Origin of the sequence: Mycobacterium farcinogenes (assembly GCF_019739075.1) — a bacterium.
In the GTDB taxonomy this organism is placed as follows: Bacteria; Actinomycetota; Actinomycetes; order Mycobacteriales; family Mycobacteriaceae; genus Mycobacterium; species Mycobacterium senegalense.
Window position 1 is genome coordinate 2,563,017 of sequence record NZ_CP081673.1, and the last position, 13,160, is coordinate 2,576,176.

Below are 13,160 nucleotides of genomic sequence, written 5' to 3' on the forward strand. Positions count from 1 at the left end.
AACGCCAACGGTATCGGCTTCAGTTTGCCGTCTCAGGGGGTCAGGACGGCATCGATATCGGCGGCCGAGGGCGCGCAGTCGCCGGCGCCGCGCACCAGGGTGGCCAGGGCTCCGGCCGCGCATGCCCGGCGCAGGGCCTGCTCGTGGCCCGCGGTCCACCCGGCGGCGAGTACCCCGGCGAACACGTCGCCTGCCCCGGCGGTGTCCAGCGCCCGCACCGAGGGCGCCGGCACGTCGAAGCGCTCGTCGTCACCCAGGTAACTGGCGCCGCGCGCGCCCCGGGTGATCACCAGATGCCGCACCGGCCAATGCCACTCGGCTGCCTCGGTCTCGTTGACCACCACGACGTCGACCAGTTCCGACAGGGCCAGCAGATGATGGGCGGGCGTACCTCCGGGCGACGCGTTGAGCATCACCACCGCACCGGCCGCGCGCGCCAGCTTGGCCGCGGCGATCGCCGTCGTCACCGGAATCTCCAACTGGACCAACGTGACCTCACTCCAGACGATCGCCGAGCGGGCCGCCGCGGAGTCCACCTCGAGCCGGGAGTTGGCGCCCGGCGCCACCACGATGCAGTTCTCACCGACGGTGTCGACGAGGATCGCCGCGGACCCGCTGGGGCCGGGCACACATGTCACGGCATCGATGCCGACTCCGTTGGCCTGCAGATGACGACGCAGGGTCACGGCCGCCGGGTCGTCACCGACGGCGGCCACCAGGGCCACCTCGGCACCGGCCCGCGCAGCCGCCACCGCCTGGTTGCCGCCCTTGCCCCCGGACGCCGACGCCAGCGAGGACGCGAGCACCGTCTGTCCTGGACGCGGCAGCGCACCGACGGTGAACGTGAGATCGGCGTTGATGCTCCCGACGACGCAAACCCGCGCAGCGGCCATGACTGAAAAGGCTAGTTGCTACCGGTGCCTGACACCTGTCGAAGCACCTCAACTCCTCCGATACGCTGGCCAGATGAGCGTTCAGACAGAGTCTCCGACGACGACGCCGCCCCCTGAGGGCCTGCGTGAGCAGGTGCACGAGGCCGCGCGTCGGGCACGTGTCGCCGCCCGCATCCTGGGCACCCTGAGCGCCGAGACGAAGAACCGCGCGCTGCACGCCGCCGCCGACAGCGTCCTGGCCCATGTGCACGAGATCCTGGCCGCCAACGCCGCCGACGTGGACGCCGCGCGCGCCGCAGGAACGCCCGAGTCGATCCTGGACCGCCTGGCGCTCAACCCGCAGCGGGTCGACGGCATCGCCGCCGGTCTGCGGCAGGTCGCCGGGCTGCCCGACCCGGTCGGCGAGGTGTTGCGCGGCCGCACCCTGCCCAACGGGCTGCAACTGCGTCAGCAGCGGGTGCCGCTCGGCGTCGTCGGCATGGTCTACGAGGGCCGGCCCAACGTCACCGTGGACGCCTTCGGGCTCACCCTGAAATCGGGCAATGCCGCTCTGCTGCGCGGCAGTTCGTCTGCGGCCCGGTCCAACGAGGCGCTGGTGGCCGCGCTGCGTTCGGCGCTGGCGTCGGTCGGCCTGCCCCTGGACGCCGTGCAACTGTTGCCCAGCCATGACCGCGCCAGCGTCACCCACCTGATCCAGGCCCGCGGCCTGGTCGACGTGGTGATCCCGCGCGGGGGAGCCGGCCTGATCGAGGCGGTGGTGCGCGATGCGCAGGTACCCACCATCGAGACCGGTGTGGGCAATTGCCATGTGTACGTTCACAGCTCGGCCGACCTGGACTTGGCCTGCAAGATCCTGCTGAACTCCAAGACCCGGCGTCCGAGTGTCTGCAACGCCGCCGAGACCCTGCTGGTGGACAAGGAGCTCGAGGCGACCGCGCTGCCCCGGCTGACCGCCGTATTGCGCGACGCCGGTGTCACTGTGCACGCCGATCCCACGGAAGAGGAGCTGCACACCGAGTTCCTCTCGATGGACATCGCCGTGGCCCTGGTAGACGGAGTGGATGGCGCCATCGCCCACATCAACACGTACGGCACCGGGCACACCGAGGCCATCGTGACAACGGATCTTGCTGCGGCCCAACGCTTCACCGAGCAGGTGGATGCGGCCGCGGTGATGGTCAACGCGTCCACCGCGTTCACCGACGGAGAACAGTTCGGTTTCGGCGCCGAGATCGGCATCTCCACCCAGAAGCTGCACGCCCGCGGACCGATGGGCCTGCCCGAACTGACCTCGACCAAATGGATCGTGTGGGGAGACGGTCAGACCCGCCCGGCGTAACCCGCCGACCAGATACAGACCAGGAGACCACATGAGCGTGCCCGCCCGCCCCGCTCCGTTGTTCGCCGACATCGACGATGTCGCGCGACGCTTGGCGGAGACCGGATATCTGCCCGATACCGCTACGGCGACAGCGGTTTTCCTCGCCGATCGGCTCGGCAAACCTCTGCTCGTGGAGGGGCCCGCGGGCGTCGGTAAGACCGAGCTGGCCCGGGCGGTGGCGGCGACCACCGGTTCGGAGCTGGTCCGGCTGCAGTGCTACGAGGGCGTCGACGAGGCCCGTGCGCTCTACGAGTGGAACCATGCCAAGCAGATCCTGCGGATCCAGGCCGGACAGGCCGGCGGTTCGGGGACCGACTGGGATCAGACCAAGGACGACGTGTTCAGCGAGGAGTTCCTGCTGACGCGTCCGCTGTTGACCGCGATCAAGCGCACCGACCCGACCGTGCTGCTGGTCGACGAGACCGATAAGGCCGACATCGAGATCGAAGGCCTACTGCTGGAGGTGCTCTCCGACTTCGCGGTCACCGTCCCCGAGCTCGGCACGATCACCGCCGAGCGGCCGCCGTTCGTGGTGCTCACCTCGAATGCCACCCGTGAGCTCTCCGAGGCGCTCAAGCGACGCTGCCTGTTCCTGCACATCGACTTCCCGGATCCGGATCTGGAGCGCCGCATTCTGTTGTCCCGGGTGCCCGAGCTGCCCGAGCACATCGCGACCGAACTGGTGCGGATCATCGGCGTGCTGCGCGGTATGCAGCTCAAGAAGCTCCCGTCGGTCGCCGAGACCATCGACTGGGGCCGCACGGTGCTGGCCCTGGGCCTGGACACCATCGACGATGAGATGATCGCCGCCACCCTCGGTGTGGTGCTCAAACACCAGTCAGACCAAGTCAGAGCGGCCGGCGAGTTGAGGCTGAACTAATGGTGCCCCGCCGGGTTCGACCGTCCCAGCCGCTGGCCCCACACGGCTTGCCGGGGCACCTCGTCGAGTTCGTCGAAGCCCTTCGCGGGCAGGGGATCTCGGTCGGCCCGTCGGAGACCGTGGACGCCGGCCGGGTGATCACCGTGCTGGGGCTGGGCGACCGTGAGGCGTTGCGTGAGGGAATCGCGTGCGCGGTGCTGCGCCGCCCGGACCACCGCGACACCTACGACGCGATGTTCGACCTGTTCTTCCCGGCGGCGCTCGGGGCCCGCACCGTGCTCGCGGACGAGGAAGACCGCCCCGACGACGACAGTCAGCCTCAGCTGCCGCCGGAGGACATCGAGGCGATGCGCGAAGCGCTGGTGCAGATGCTGTCCGACAACGAGGATCTGGCGAACCTCGATGACCGGATGGCGGCGATGATCGCGCGGATCGTCGAGGCCTACGGGCGCTACAACTCCAGCCGTGGTCCGTCGTACTCGTCGTATCAGGCGCTCAAGGCGATGAGCCTGGACGATCTGGAGGGCCGGCTGCTGGCCGGGCTGCTCGCGCCCTACGGCGAGGAGCCCACGCCCACCCAGGAGGAGATCGCCAAGGCGCTGGCCGCCCAGCGCATCTCCCAGCTGCGCAAGATGGTCGAGTCGGAGACCAAGCGGCGCACGGCCGAGCAGTTGGGCCGCGATCACGTGCAGATGTACGGGGTGCCGCAGCTGGCGGAGAACGTCGAATTCCTGCGCGCCTCGGGCGAACAGCTGCGGCAGATGCGCAAGACGGTGCAGCCGCTGGCCCGCACGTTGGCGACGCGATTGGCGGCCCGGCGCCGCCGGTCTCGTTCCGGGGAGATCGACCTGCGCAAGACGCTGCGCAAGTCGATGTCGACGGGCGGTGTGCCGATCGACGTGGTGCTCAAGAAGCCGCATCCGGCGCGACCCGAGCTGGTGGTGCTCTGCGATGTGTCGGGGTCGGTTGCGGGGTTCAGCCACTTCACCCTGATGCTGGTCTCGGCGCTGCGCCAGCAGTTCTCCCGGGTTCGGGTCTTCGCCTTCATCGACACCACCGACGAGGTCACCGACATGTTCGGGCCGGAGTCCGATCTGGCGGTGGCGGTGCAGCGCATCACCCGCGAGGCGGGCGTCTACACGCGCGATGGGCACTCCGACTACGGCCATGCCTTCGTGTCGTTCCTGGACAAGTACCCCAACGTGCTGTCGCCTCGCAGCTCGCTGCTGGTGCTGGGCGACGGCCGGAACAACTACCGCAACCCCGAGACGGCACTGCTCGCGCACATGGTGTCGGCCAGTCGCCACGCGCACTGGCTCAACCCCGAGCCCAAGCACCTGTGGGGCAGCGGAGACTCCGCGGCGCCGAAGTACCTCGAAACCATCCCGATGCACGAGTGCCGGTCAGCCAAACAGCTGGCCGCCGTGATCGACGGGTTGCTGCCGGTCTGAGCCGCCCTTGCCGCTGCCGTAAGCTGCCTCTTTGTGGCAAGACGGCGCAGGCTGGGTGTGATGGGTGGGACGTTCGATCCCATCCACAACGGACACCTGGTCGCCGCCAGTGAGGTGGCCGACCTGTTCGACCTCGACGAGGTGGTGTTCGTTCCCACCGGTCAGCCATGGCAGAAGCACGATCGGCGGGTGAGCGCGGCCGAGGACCGGTATCTGATGACGGTGATCGCGACCGCGTCCAACCCGCGTTTCTCGGTCAGCCGTGTCGACATCGATCGGGGCGGTGCGACCTACACCAAGGACACCTTGCGTGACCTGCGTGACCTCAACGCCGATACCGACCTGTACTTCATCACCGGCGCCGATGCCCTGGCATCGATCCTGTCATGGCAGAACTGGGAGGATCTGTTCTCCATGGCGAGGTTCGTGGGCGTGAGCCGGCCGGGCTACGAGTTGGACGGTGAACATATCGAGGCGGCGCTGCGTGAGCTGTCGCCGGACGCACTGACATTGGTCGAGGTGCCCGCGCTGGCGATCTCGTCCAGTGACTGCCGTAAGCGGGCCGCCGACGGCCGGCCGATCTGGTACCTGGTACCCGACGGTGTGGTGCAGTACGTGGCCAAACGCGGGTTGTACTCCGCAGACGGGAAGGGTGAACGCATCATGGAGCCGATTCGATGAGCGCGACCGACGAGGCCGTCGCCATGGCGACGGTGGCCGCCCGGGCCGCAGCGGCCAAGCTGGCCGACGATGTGGTGGTCATCGATGTGTCGGGCCAGTTGGTGATCACCGACTGCTTCGTGATCGCATCGGCCTCCAACGAGCGCCAGGTCAACGCGATCGTCGACGAGGTCGAGGAGAAGATGCGGCTGGCCGGGTACAAGCCCGCGCGCCGCGAGGGCACCCGGGAAGGGCGCTGGACCTTGCTCGACTACGTCGACATCGTGGTGCACATCCAGCACCAGGACGAGCGGGAGTTCTACGCCCTCGAGCGGTTGTGGCGGGACTGCCCGACGATTCCGGTCGACCTGGACGTACCGGCGGAGCCCACCGAATGAGGGTGCGATGAAGGTCCGTCGGCTGGTGCTGCTGCGGCACGGTCAGACCGAATACAACGCCGGCAGTCGCATGCAGGGTCAGCTCGACACCGAGCTGTCCGACCTCGGCCGCGAGCAGGCCGCGGCGGCCGCCGAGGTCTTGGCCAAGCGCCAGCCGCTTCTGATCGTATCCTCGGATCTCAAGCGCGCCCTCGACACCGCGGTGGCCCTCGGTGACCGCGCCGGGATCGCGGTGGCTGTGGACAAGCGGCTACGTGAGACGCACCTGGGGGACTGGCAGGGCCTGACCCACCTGGAAGTAGACACCGTGGCACCGGGCGCTCGCGTGGCGTGGCGCGAGGACGCCCGATGGGCACCGCACGGCGGCGAGAGCCGCGTCGACGTGGCCGACCGCAGCATCCCGGTGGTGGCGCAAGCTGTTGCCGGACAAAAGGAATGGGGCCTGGACGGCTCGGACCGCCCGGTGGTGCTGGTGGCGCACGGCGGTCTGATCGCAGCGCTGACGGCCGGACTGCTCGGCCTGCCGGTGGACAACTGGCCGGTGCTCGGCGGCATGGGCAACGCCAGTTGGGTCCAGCTGTCCGGACATTCGCCGGAATCCGCTGACGACGATTTCGACTCCATCCGCTGGCGGCTCGATGTCTGGAACGCCTCGGCGCAGGTGGCCAACGATGTCCTCTGACCACACCGCAGCTCGCAGACCGGTGTTGCTGGTCTTCGCCGACTCCCTGTCCTATTTCGGCCCGACCGGCGGTCTGCCGTCCGACGATCCGCGAATCTGGCCCAATATCGTGGCCCAGCAGCTGGGTTGGGATGTCGAGCTGATCGGCCGGATCGGTTGGACCACCCGCGACGTCTGGTGGGCCGCCACCCAGGATCCGCGATCCTGGGCGGCGTTGCCGCGCGCGGGTGCGGTCATCTTCGCCACCAGCGGTATGGACTCGTTGCCCTCGCCGCTGCCCACCGCGCTGCGTGAGCTCATCCGCTACGTACGCCCGGCGTGGTTGCGCCGCTGGGCCCGCGACGGCTACGGCTGGATCCAGCCCCGGTTGTCACCGATCGCCCGCTCGGCACTGCCCCCGCACCTGACGGTCGAATACCTGGAGATGACGCGTAACGCGATCGATTTCAACCGGCCCGGCATTCCGGTGGTCGCGTCGCTGCCTTCGGTACACATCGCCGACACCTACGGCAAGGCCCATCACGGGCGCGAGCCCACGGTCGAGGCGATCACGGCCTGGGCGGCCGAGCATGACGTCCCGTTGGTGGATCTCAAAGCCGCGGTGGCCGACGAGGTGCTCAGCGGGCGGGGCAATCCTGACGGCATCCACTGGAATTTCGAAGCTCACCGGGCGGTGGCCGAGTTGATGCTCAAGGGGCTGGCCGCTGCCGGGGTGCCGCAACTGGATGCCACCGACTGACGATGGCGGTCATGGTAGTGACCGACTCGACGTCGCGGTTGCGGCCGGAGTTGTGTGAGCAGTGGGGAATTCGGCAGGTGCCGTTGCACATCCTCGACGACGGCGCCGACTTGCGCGACGGTGTCGACGAGATGCCGCCGGATATCTATGACCGGCCCCGGGTCACCACCTCGGGTGCTTCGCCGGCCGATCTCGCCGACATCTATCGGCAGGCATTGGCCGACAGCGGCGGTGACGGTGTTGTCGCCGTGCACATTTCGGCGGCGCTGTCGGGTACCTACAGCACCGCCGCGGCAACGGCACGTGAGGTGGGGCCGGCCGTACGGGTGGTGAACTCACGTGCCGCGGCCATGGGGGTGGGCTTCGTGGCCCTGGCCGCCGCCGAATCAGCGCGCGCCGGAGGCACTCTCGACACGGTTGAGGCGGCGGCGCGGGCCGCGATCCCACGCGGGCAGGCGTTCATCGTGGTGCACCGCCTCGACAACCTGCGGCGCGGCGGCCGGATCGGCACCGCGGCCTCCTGGCTCGGTACCGCACTGTCACTCAAACCGCTGCTGCGCCTGGACGTGGACGGACGGCTGGTGCTCTCACAACGTATCCGGACGATATCCAAAGCACATGCGGCGCTTGTCGATCAGATTGCCGAGGCCGCGGGCGAGCGCGCCGTGCGTGTCGTCGTGCACCATGTCGACAACCCGGACGGCGCCGAGGAGATCGCCGCCGCGCTCACCGACCGGTTGCCGAACCTGCTGTCCCTGTCGGTGACCGACATGGGCCCGGTGCTCGCGGTGCATGTCGGTGGTGGCGCGGTCGGCGCGTGCATCTCCGTCGAGGACGCTTAGCGGACCGGCGGATCGGCGACCCGATCGAGCTAGCCGGCGAACCGTCCGGTGACCGGCGGCAGATCCTTGAGGGTGAGAATGCCCGGCGCCGCGGCCACCACGGCGGGCACCGCATTGGTGACCGGCAGCGCGGTGTAGATCATGCCCAGCCCGTTGAGGCTGACCTCGCTCCAGTCTTTCGACGGCAGGCAGTACACCACGGTGCGCATGTTGGGCACGCCGAACACCTGGATCACGTGGCCGTGCGCCACCGGCTTCGGGGGAGTGACGTGATCGCCCATGATCCAGTTGAATCCGACGCTGACGACGTTCTTGTCGCCCACCCAGCCGCGGTGATAGCCGTACACGCTGGCGACGGTGCCCTTGGGGATCTGCATGAAGCCCAGATCCGAGTCGTCGGTGGCCGCTGTGAACGTGACGTCGAAGGTGATGCGGTCGAGCTTGGCGCCGATGGCGTCGGCCATCATCGCCGCCGACTCGGCGAACACTTCGCTTTCGAGGCGCACGCTCTCGGCCAGCCCGGGGGTCTCGGGGTCCTTGCCGAAGCCCATCGCGGCCATGGTTCCCGCCGACTCGTAGACCCCGCAGTCGACCGACTCGGTGATGCGGATTTCGTCGACGCTCTCACATGCGCTGGACAGCACCATGCCCATCATGTTGGTCAGGCCGGGATGGGCCCCGCTGCCGAAGATCGTGGAATTACCTGTCTGGCAGGCCTTCTGGATCCGCTCGAGGTCTTCGGCGCTCTGCTTGCCGCCGGTGATCCAGGCCGCGGTGGAGCACACGTTCACCCCGGCTTCCAGCAGCGCGACCAGTTCGTCGACACTGGGCCAGATCGGGTTGTAGCAACACGCATCGGGTTTGAGCGCGAGCAGCTCCTCTATGGAGTTGGTGGCCTTGATCCCGGTGGGCTCGGGCCAGCCGGCCAGCTCGGCGGCGTCAACCCCGACCTTCTCGGCGCCGTAGGCGTACACGCCGACCAGTTCCATGTCGTCGCGGCCGATGATCGCGTGCAGCGAGCGTCGCCCGATGTTCCCGGTGGTCCATTGGATAACCCGGATCGGCCTACCCGCTGCGGTCATGATTCGTCTCCTCGCTGAGCCCTGAGCTGGACCCTAGACACTATCTCCGAAGTGTTCACCACCGGTAGGTGCCCATCCTGGCGGCAGGCACCCCGTCGTCGCACAATCGAAGTACGGGACGAGCTCGCCCCGGTGTCGCCATGAATCGAGGTCCGATCATGGACATGCTCTACGTGCTCGCGTCGGCCGGTGCCGGCGTCATCGCCCTGATCTGGCTCGGCGTGAGCAACCTCCGCGTGGTCAGACAGTACGAACGCGGCGTGGTGTTCCGGTTCGGCCGGGTCCGCGCCACTGTCAGGCAGCCGGGTCTGACCATGCTCATCCCGGTCGCCGACCGGATGCAGAAGGTCAACATGCAGATCATCACGATGCCGGTTCCGGCGCAGGACGGCATCACCCGCGACAACGTCACCGTGCGGGTCGACGCGGTGATCTACTTCAAGGTGCTCGACCCGGTGCGGGCCGTGGTCGACGTTCAGGACTACATGTCGGCGATCGGCCAGGTGGCACAAACCTCGCTGCGTTCGATCATCGGCAAGAGCAACCTCGATGATCTGCTGTCCAACCGGGAGCGACTCAATCAGGGCCTCGAACTGCTCATCGACAACCCGGCGGTGGGTTGGGGGATCCATCTCGACCGGGTCGAGATCAAAGACGTGGTGCTGCCGGACTCGATGAAGCGGTCCATCGCGCGTCAGGCCGAGGCGGAGCGGGAGCGGCGGGCCCGCGTCATCACCGCCGACGGCGAGCTGCAGGCGTCCGAAAAGCTCGCCGCGGCCGCCGATGTGATGGCAGCGGACCCGGCTGCCCTGCAGCTTCGGCTGCTGGAGACCGTGGTCGAAGTGGCTGCGGAGAAGAACTCCACCCTGGTGCTGCCGTTCCCGGTGGAGCTGCTGCGCTACCTGGAACGCGCCACCCCCCAGTCCTCCACCCAGGTGGTGGGGTAGGTAGTCCACAGCGCGAGATTCATCCACAACCGGTCGGCGCGGACCGTTCGGGGGCCTGGAATCGTCGGGTCCCGCACCTACCGTCACGGGCATGGGTACCGAATTGTCGGTCGAGCGGCTCCGGCGTCTCGGTGGCGGCCGCTCGAGCAGCGGGGACGATCTCGAATCCGAGCCGGGCGGTGATTCCGATCGCGACACGGCGTCCGAGAGCGCGCTGTCGAGGTGGCTGCCCGATACAGCACCGGGCGACGGCCGCGGTTGGCTGGCCGCCGCGCGCTCCGATCCCGGCCGGGCCGGGGCGTTGGCATTGGCCGGTGTCGGGGTGCTGGCCGTCCTGGTCACTGTGTTCGCCCTGATCCGTCAGCAGCCGCCGCCGGTCGCGTCGGCGAATCTTCCACCCGTGCAGATGGTTTCGTCGGCCGTGCCGACCCCGGCCGCGGATGTGCCGGCCGGGCCGGTAGTGGTCAGTGTGGTCGGCCTGGTGCACAAGCCGGGCCTGGTGACCCTGCAGGCCGGGGCGAGGATCGCCGACGCGTTGGAGGCGGCCGGCGGTCCGCTCGACGGCGCCGATCTGATCGGGTTGAACATGGCCCGCCGGGTAGGTGACGGGGAACAGATCGTGGTCGGCATCGAAGCCCCACCGGGACAACCGGCGACCATGGGCAGCTCGGTCGCCGGTGACGCCGGGGCGTCTCCCTCACGCGCTGTCTCGGCACCCGCGTCAGGCACACCCGCGGGGCCGGTGGACCTCAACACCGCCACCGTTGAGGACCTCGACGCGCTGCCCGGCGTCGGCCCGGTGACCGCGGAGGCGATCGTGGCGTGGCGGACCGCGCACGGCCGGTTCGACAGTGTCGACCAACTCGGAGACGTCGACGGGATCGGACCCGCGCGGCTGGAGAAACTGCGTGAACTGGTCCGGGCGTGACGGTGCCGGCGGTGACGGTCTGGCCGGCGAGGCGTGGGCCGAGCGGCAGTCCCTGGATCTGCGGATCGTTCCTGCCGCCCTGACCGCCTGGGCGGTGTCGGCGGCCGGAATCGTCTGGCACCTCGGCGCTGCGACGATGGTGGGCCTCGGCGCGGTCGGGGTGACCTGGTTGGCGGTTCGATGGGGCGCCGATCCCGATTCCGCAGCACCGCGGGCACTCGGGGCAGCGGTCCTGGCCGTCGCGGCGGTCGCCACCGGATTCGCGGTGGCGGTCGGTCTGCGCGTGCATCAGGTCGAGCAACATCCCATCGCCCGGCTCTACGGCGGCACCGCGACGGTCGAGGTGGTTCCGGCGGAGACGCCGCGACCGATCAAGGGCGGTCGGCTGATGTTCCGCGCCGGGCTGCGCGAGGTCGATCAGGCCCCGATGCGGGGTCGGGTCCTGGTGTTCGCCACACCATCGTTCGGCGGAGCCGGCCCCGGGACTCCGGTGCGCTTCCGCGCCGCTGTGAACCGCCCGGACCGCAGGGACCTGAGTGTGGCGGTGCTGTCGGCGTCGGGCCGGCCGGCGCTGGGGGAGGCTTCCGCGGTACAACGGGTTGCGGCACAGGTCCGTTCGCGTTTCGCCGACGCGGCGCGGGCCGCGTTGCCCGCGGACCAGGCGGCCATGCTGCCGGCCCTGGTGCTCGGCGACACCTCGGCGGTGACCGCGACGACGACGGCGCAGTTCCGCACTGCTGGTCTGACACACGTGAGAGTACGCTTAAAGCATGGAAGTGGCTAGCGGTCTGGCCGGGATTTACACCCGCATATCCGCTGATGTGAACGGTGACGCTCTCGGCGTGCAACGTCAAGAGGAGGATGCCCGCAAGCTCTGCGCTGCCCGTGGATGGACCGTGGTCGAGGTGTATTGCGATAACGACCGCTCGGCCTTCAATCAGCGCAAGCAACGCCCTGCATACGCGGCGATGCTGGACGCGGTCAAAGCTGGCCAGATCAACACCATCGTTGCCTGGCACCCCGACAGGCTGCACAGGCAGACACGGGAATTAGTCGGATTCATCGACTTGATCAATGAGTACGGCGTGAACGTCGAGACCGTCACGGCTGGCCGTTACGACCTGTCTACACCTTCCGGCCGGATGAACGCCCGCATAGTCGGGGCGGTCGCTGAGCACGAGTCGGAACACAAGAGCGAGCGCATCCGCCGCAAGCTGGAAGCCAACGCCGCTGACGGGAAGCATCACGGGGGGAGTAGGCCGTACGGCTGGACCAACGACCGAATGACGATTGACCCGGTCGAGGCGCATGTGGTGCGCGAGGCCGCGCGGCTGCTACTGGATGGCTTGGCGGTCAAGGGAATAGCCCGCGCCCTCAATGATGCAGGGCACACCACTGCGACGGGTAGGCCGTGGCGGGACGTCACGGTACGGACCATGCTTCTGCGGCCTCGCAACGCCGGCATTCGGGTCCATCGGGGCCAGGAACTCGGCGCGGGCAAGTGGGAAACCATACTGCCAGTGGAGGACTTTCGACAGGTTCAGGCGATCCTGAACGCCCCCGGGCGCAATACCAATCCCGGGCGTGGTGGCCAGGTTCATCTGTTGTCTGTCCTGGCGCTCTGCGGGGTATGTGATTCACCGATGGTGGTCGGCAAATCGAAGCCGTACAAGGGGAAGTCCAAGCCGATCTATAGGTGTCGGGCTGCCCACGTCCTACGCGATCAAGCCTCGGTGGATGACCTCGTTACCCAACTCATCCTCGCGCGCCTTGCGCTACCGGACGCCGCAGACCTGCTCGCAGAACCCGAGCGGGCCGACAAAGCGCGGGCTGCTGCTGCTCGGGTACAGGAATTACAGGACCGGCTGAACGATGCCGCTGGGGCCTACGCCTCTGGTGCGCTCACGCTCGCACAATTGACCACCATTAACACGGCATTGCTCCCGCAGATTGAGGAAGCGCAGGGGATCGCTGCGACACCCGACCGGGCCAAAGTGTTGCGCGACCTTGTGACGGCACCGGACCCGGCCACGGTGTGGGAGGCGATGGCCCCCGAACAGCGGCGCGCTGTTGTGGATCTCTTGCTGGTGGTTCGCATCATGCCGACCGCAAGCGGACCCAAGTTCAACCCCGACGCGGTTCACGTCACCTGGAAGTAGCTGCCTCGGTTCTGTTCGTGGACCCCTAGAACGCACAAGTCGGAAAAATCTCCCCCAGACTTGATATATGGGGTCATCAACGGTAGCCGAATGGGTCGAGCGTCAGCTCGACTCTGCG

14 protein-coding genes are annotated in these 13,160 nt (G+C 68.4%); 12 read left to right on the plus strand and 2 right to left on the minus strand.

Annotation, left to right across the window (positions count from 1 at the left end):
- Positions 1 to 32 precede the first annotated feature (32 nt).
- Complete coding sequence (locus tag K6L26_RS12150; RefSeq protein WP_221853173.1) at positions 33 to 893, minus strand: ribokinase; 861 nt, start codon at positions 891 to 893, stop codon at positions 33 to 35.
- A 73-nt stretch (positions 894 to 966) separates the two neighbouring features.
- Between K6L26_RS12150 and K6L26_RS12155 the strand changes: the two genes are divergently transcribed.
- Genes K6L26_RS12155 through K6L26_RS12190 form a run of 8 tightly spaced genes read left to right on the plus strand, consistent with a single transcriptional unit; the run spans position 967 to position 7,926 of the window.
- On the plus strand, positions 967 to 2,232 hold the full coding sequence (locus K6L26_RS12155) for a glutamate-5-semialdehyde dehydrogenase (RefSeq protein WP_221853174.1): 1,266 nt from the start codon (positions 967 to 969) through the stop codon (positions 2,230 to 2,232).
- A 31-nt stretch (positions 2,233 to 2,263) separates the two neighbouring features.
- Positions 2,264 to 3,154, plus strand: coding sequence for an AAA family ATPase (locus K6L26_RS12160; RefSeq protein ID WP_019344035.1), 891 nt, complete (start codon positions 2,264 to 2,266; stop codon positions 3,152 to 3,154).
- Positions 3,154 to 4,605, plus strand: a complete 1,452-nt coding sequence (locus K6L26_RS12165; protein ID WP_221853175.1) for a vWA domain-containing protein — start codon at positions 3,154 to 3,156, stop codon at positions 4,603 to 4,605. Before K6L26_RS12160 ends, K6L26_RS12165 begins: the two co-directional genes overlap by 1 nt.
- A gap of 33 nt (positions 4,606 to 4,638) precedes the next feature.
- Entirely contained in the window at positions 4,639 to 5,286 is a 648-nt protein-coding gene (gene nadD, locus K6L26_RS12170) for a nicotinate-nucleotide adenylyltransferase (RefSeq protein WP_076111512.1), read from the plus strand.
- Positions 5,283 to 5,663: a ribosome silencing factor gene (gene rsfS, locus K6L26_RS12175; protein WP_019343929.1), complete on the plus strand. Its 381-nt coding sequence runs from the start codon at positions 5,283 to 5,285 to the stop codon at positions 5,661 to 5,663. Before nadD ends, rsfS begins: the two co-directional genes overlap by 4 nt.
- 7 nt (positions 5,664 to 5,670) lie before the next feature.
- Positions 5,671 to 6,345 carry a glucosyl-3-phosphoglycerate phosphatase gene (gene gpgP, locus K6L26_RS12180; RefSeq protein WP_221853176.1) on the plus strand — a complete coding sequence of 225 codons (675 nt, stop codon included), beginning with the start codon at positions 5,671 to 5,673 and terminating at the stop codon, positions 6,343 to 6,345.
- On the plus strand, positions 6,335 to 7,084 hold the full coding sequence (octT, locus tag K6L26_RS12185; RefSeq protein WP_036393560.1) for a diglucosylglycerate octanoyltransferase: 750 nt from the start codon (positions 6,335 to 6,337) through the stop codon (positions 7,082 to 7,084). Before gpgP ends, octT begins: the two co-directional genes overlap by 11 nt.
- Positions 7,085 to 7,086: 2 nt before the next feature.
- Positions 7,087 to 7,926, plus strand: coding sequence for a DegV family protein (locus K6L26_RS12190; RefSeq protein WP_019343932.1), 840 nt, complete (start codon positions 7,087 to 7,089; stop codon positions 7,924 to 7,926).
- A 29-nt stretch (positions 7,927 to 7,955) separates the two neighbouring features.
- Here K6L26_RS12190 and K6L26_RS12195 read toward each other — a convergent pair whose 3' ends face one another.
- Positions 7,956 to 9,008, minus strand: coding sequence for an NAD(P)H-dependent amine dehydrogenase family protein (locus tag K6L26_RS12195; RefSeq protein WP_076214266.1), 1,053 nt, complete (start codon positions 9,006 to 9,008; stop codon positions 7,956 to 7,958).
- Between the two features lie 158 nt (positions 9,009 to 9,166).
- Between K6L26_RS12195 and K6L26_RS12200 the strand changes: the two genes are divergently transcribed.
- The 4 genes from K6L26_RS12200 (at position 9,167) to K6L26_RS12215 (ending at position 13,042) form a co-directional block, all read left to right on the plus strand.
- A complete protein-coding gene (locus K6L26_RS12200; protein WP_036394203.1) occupies positions 9,167 to 9,955 on the plus strand; it encodes an SPFH domain-containing protein in 789 nt (262 codons plus the stop codon).
- A 91-nt stretch (positions 9,956 to 10,046) separates the two neighbouring features.
- Complete coding sequence (locus tag K6L26_RS12205; RefSeq protein WP_221853177.1) at positions 10,047 to 10,883, plus strand: ComEA family DNA-binding protein; 837 nt, start codon at positions 10,047 to 10,049, stop codon at positions 10,881 to 10,883.
- On the plus strand, positions 10,864 to 11,667 hold the full coding sequence (locus tag K6L26_RS12210) for a hypothetical protein (protein WP_245008722.1): 804 nt from the start codon (positions 10,864 to 10,866) through the stop codon (positions 11,665 to 11,667). Before K6L26_RS12205 ends, K6L26_RS12210 begins: the two co-directional genes overlap by 20 nt.
- On the plus strand, positions 11,654 to 13,042 hold the full coding sequence (locus K6L26_RS12215; RefSeq protein WP_221853178.1) for a recombinase family protein: 1,389 nt from the start codon (positions 11,654 to 11,656) through the stop codon (positions 13,040 to 13,042). The genes K6L26_RS12210 and K6L26_RS12215 overlap by 14 nt, the downstream gene beginning before the upstream one ends.
- Positions 13,043 to 13,160 lie beyond the last annotated feature (118 nt).

Coding starts and splice junctions, on each gene's coding strand:
- K6L26_RS12155 (WP_221853174.1), top strand. CDS start 967: ATGAGCGTTCAGACAGAGTCTCCGACGACGACGCCGCCCCCTGAGGGC.
- K6L26_RS12150 (WP_221853173.1), bottom strand. CDS start 893: ATGGCCGCTGCGCGGGTTTGCGTCGTCGGGAGCATCAACGCCGATCTC.
- K6L26_RS12215 (WP_221853178.1), top strand. CDS start 11,654: ATGGAAGTGGCTAGCGGTCTGGCCGGGATTTACACCCGCATATCCGCT.
- gpgP (WP_221853176.1), top strand. CDS start 5,671: ATGAAGGTCCGTCGGCTGGTGCTGCTGCGGCACGGTCAGACCGAATAC.
- octT (WP_036393560.1), top strand. CDS start 6,335: ATGTCCTCTGACCACACCGCAGCTCGCAGACCGGTGTTGCTGGTCTTC.
- K6L26_RS12165 (WP_221853175.1), top strand. CDS start 3,154: ATGGTGCCCCGCCGGGTTCGACCGTCCCAGCCGCTGGCCCCACACGGC.
- K6L26_RS12160 (WP_019344035.1), top strand. CDS start 2,264: ATGAGCGTGCCCGCCCGCCCCGCTCCGTTGTTCGCCGACATCGACGAT.
- K6L26_RS12205 (WP_221853177.1), top strand. CDS start 10,047: ATGGGTACCGAATTGTCGGTCGAGCGGCTCCGGCGTCTCGGTGGCGGC.
- K6L26_RS12190 (WP_019343932.1), top strand. CDS start 7,087: ATGGCGGTCATGGTAGTGACCGACTCGACGTCGCGGTTGCGGCCGGAG.
- rsfS (WP_019343929.1), top strand. CDS start 5,283: ATGAGCGCGACCGACGAGGCCGTCGCCATGGCGACGGTGGCCGCCCGG.
- K6L26_RS12200 (WP_036394203.1), top strand. CDS start 9,167: ATGGACATGCTCTACGTGCTCGCGTCGGCCGGTGCCGGCGTCATCGCC.
- K6L26_RS12195 (WP_076214266.1), bottom strand. CDS start 9,008: ATGACCGCAGCGGGTAGGCCGATCCGGGTTATCCAATGGACCACCGGG.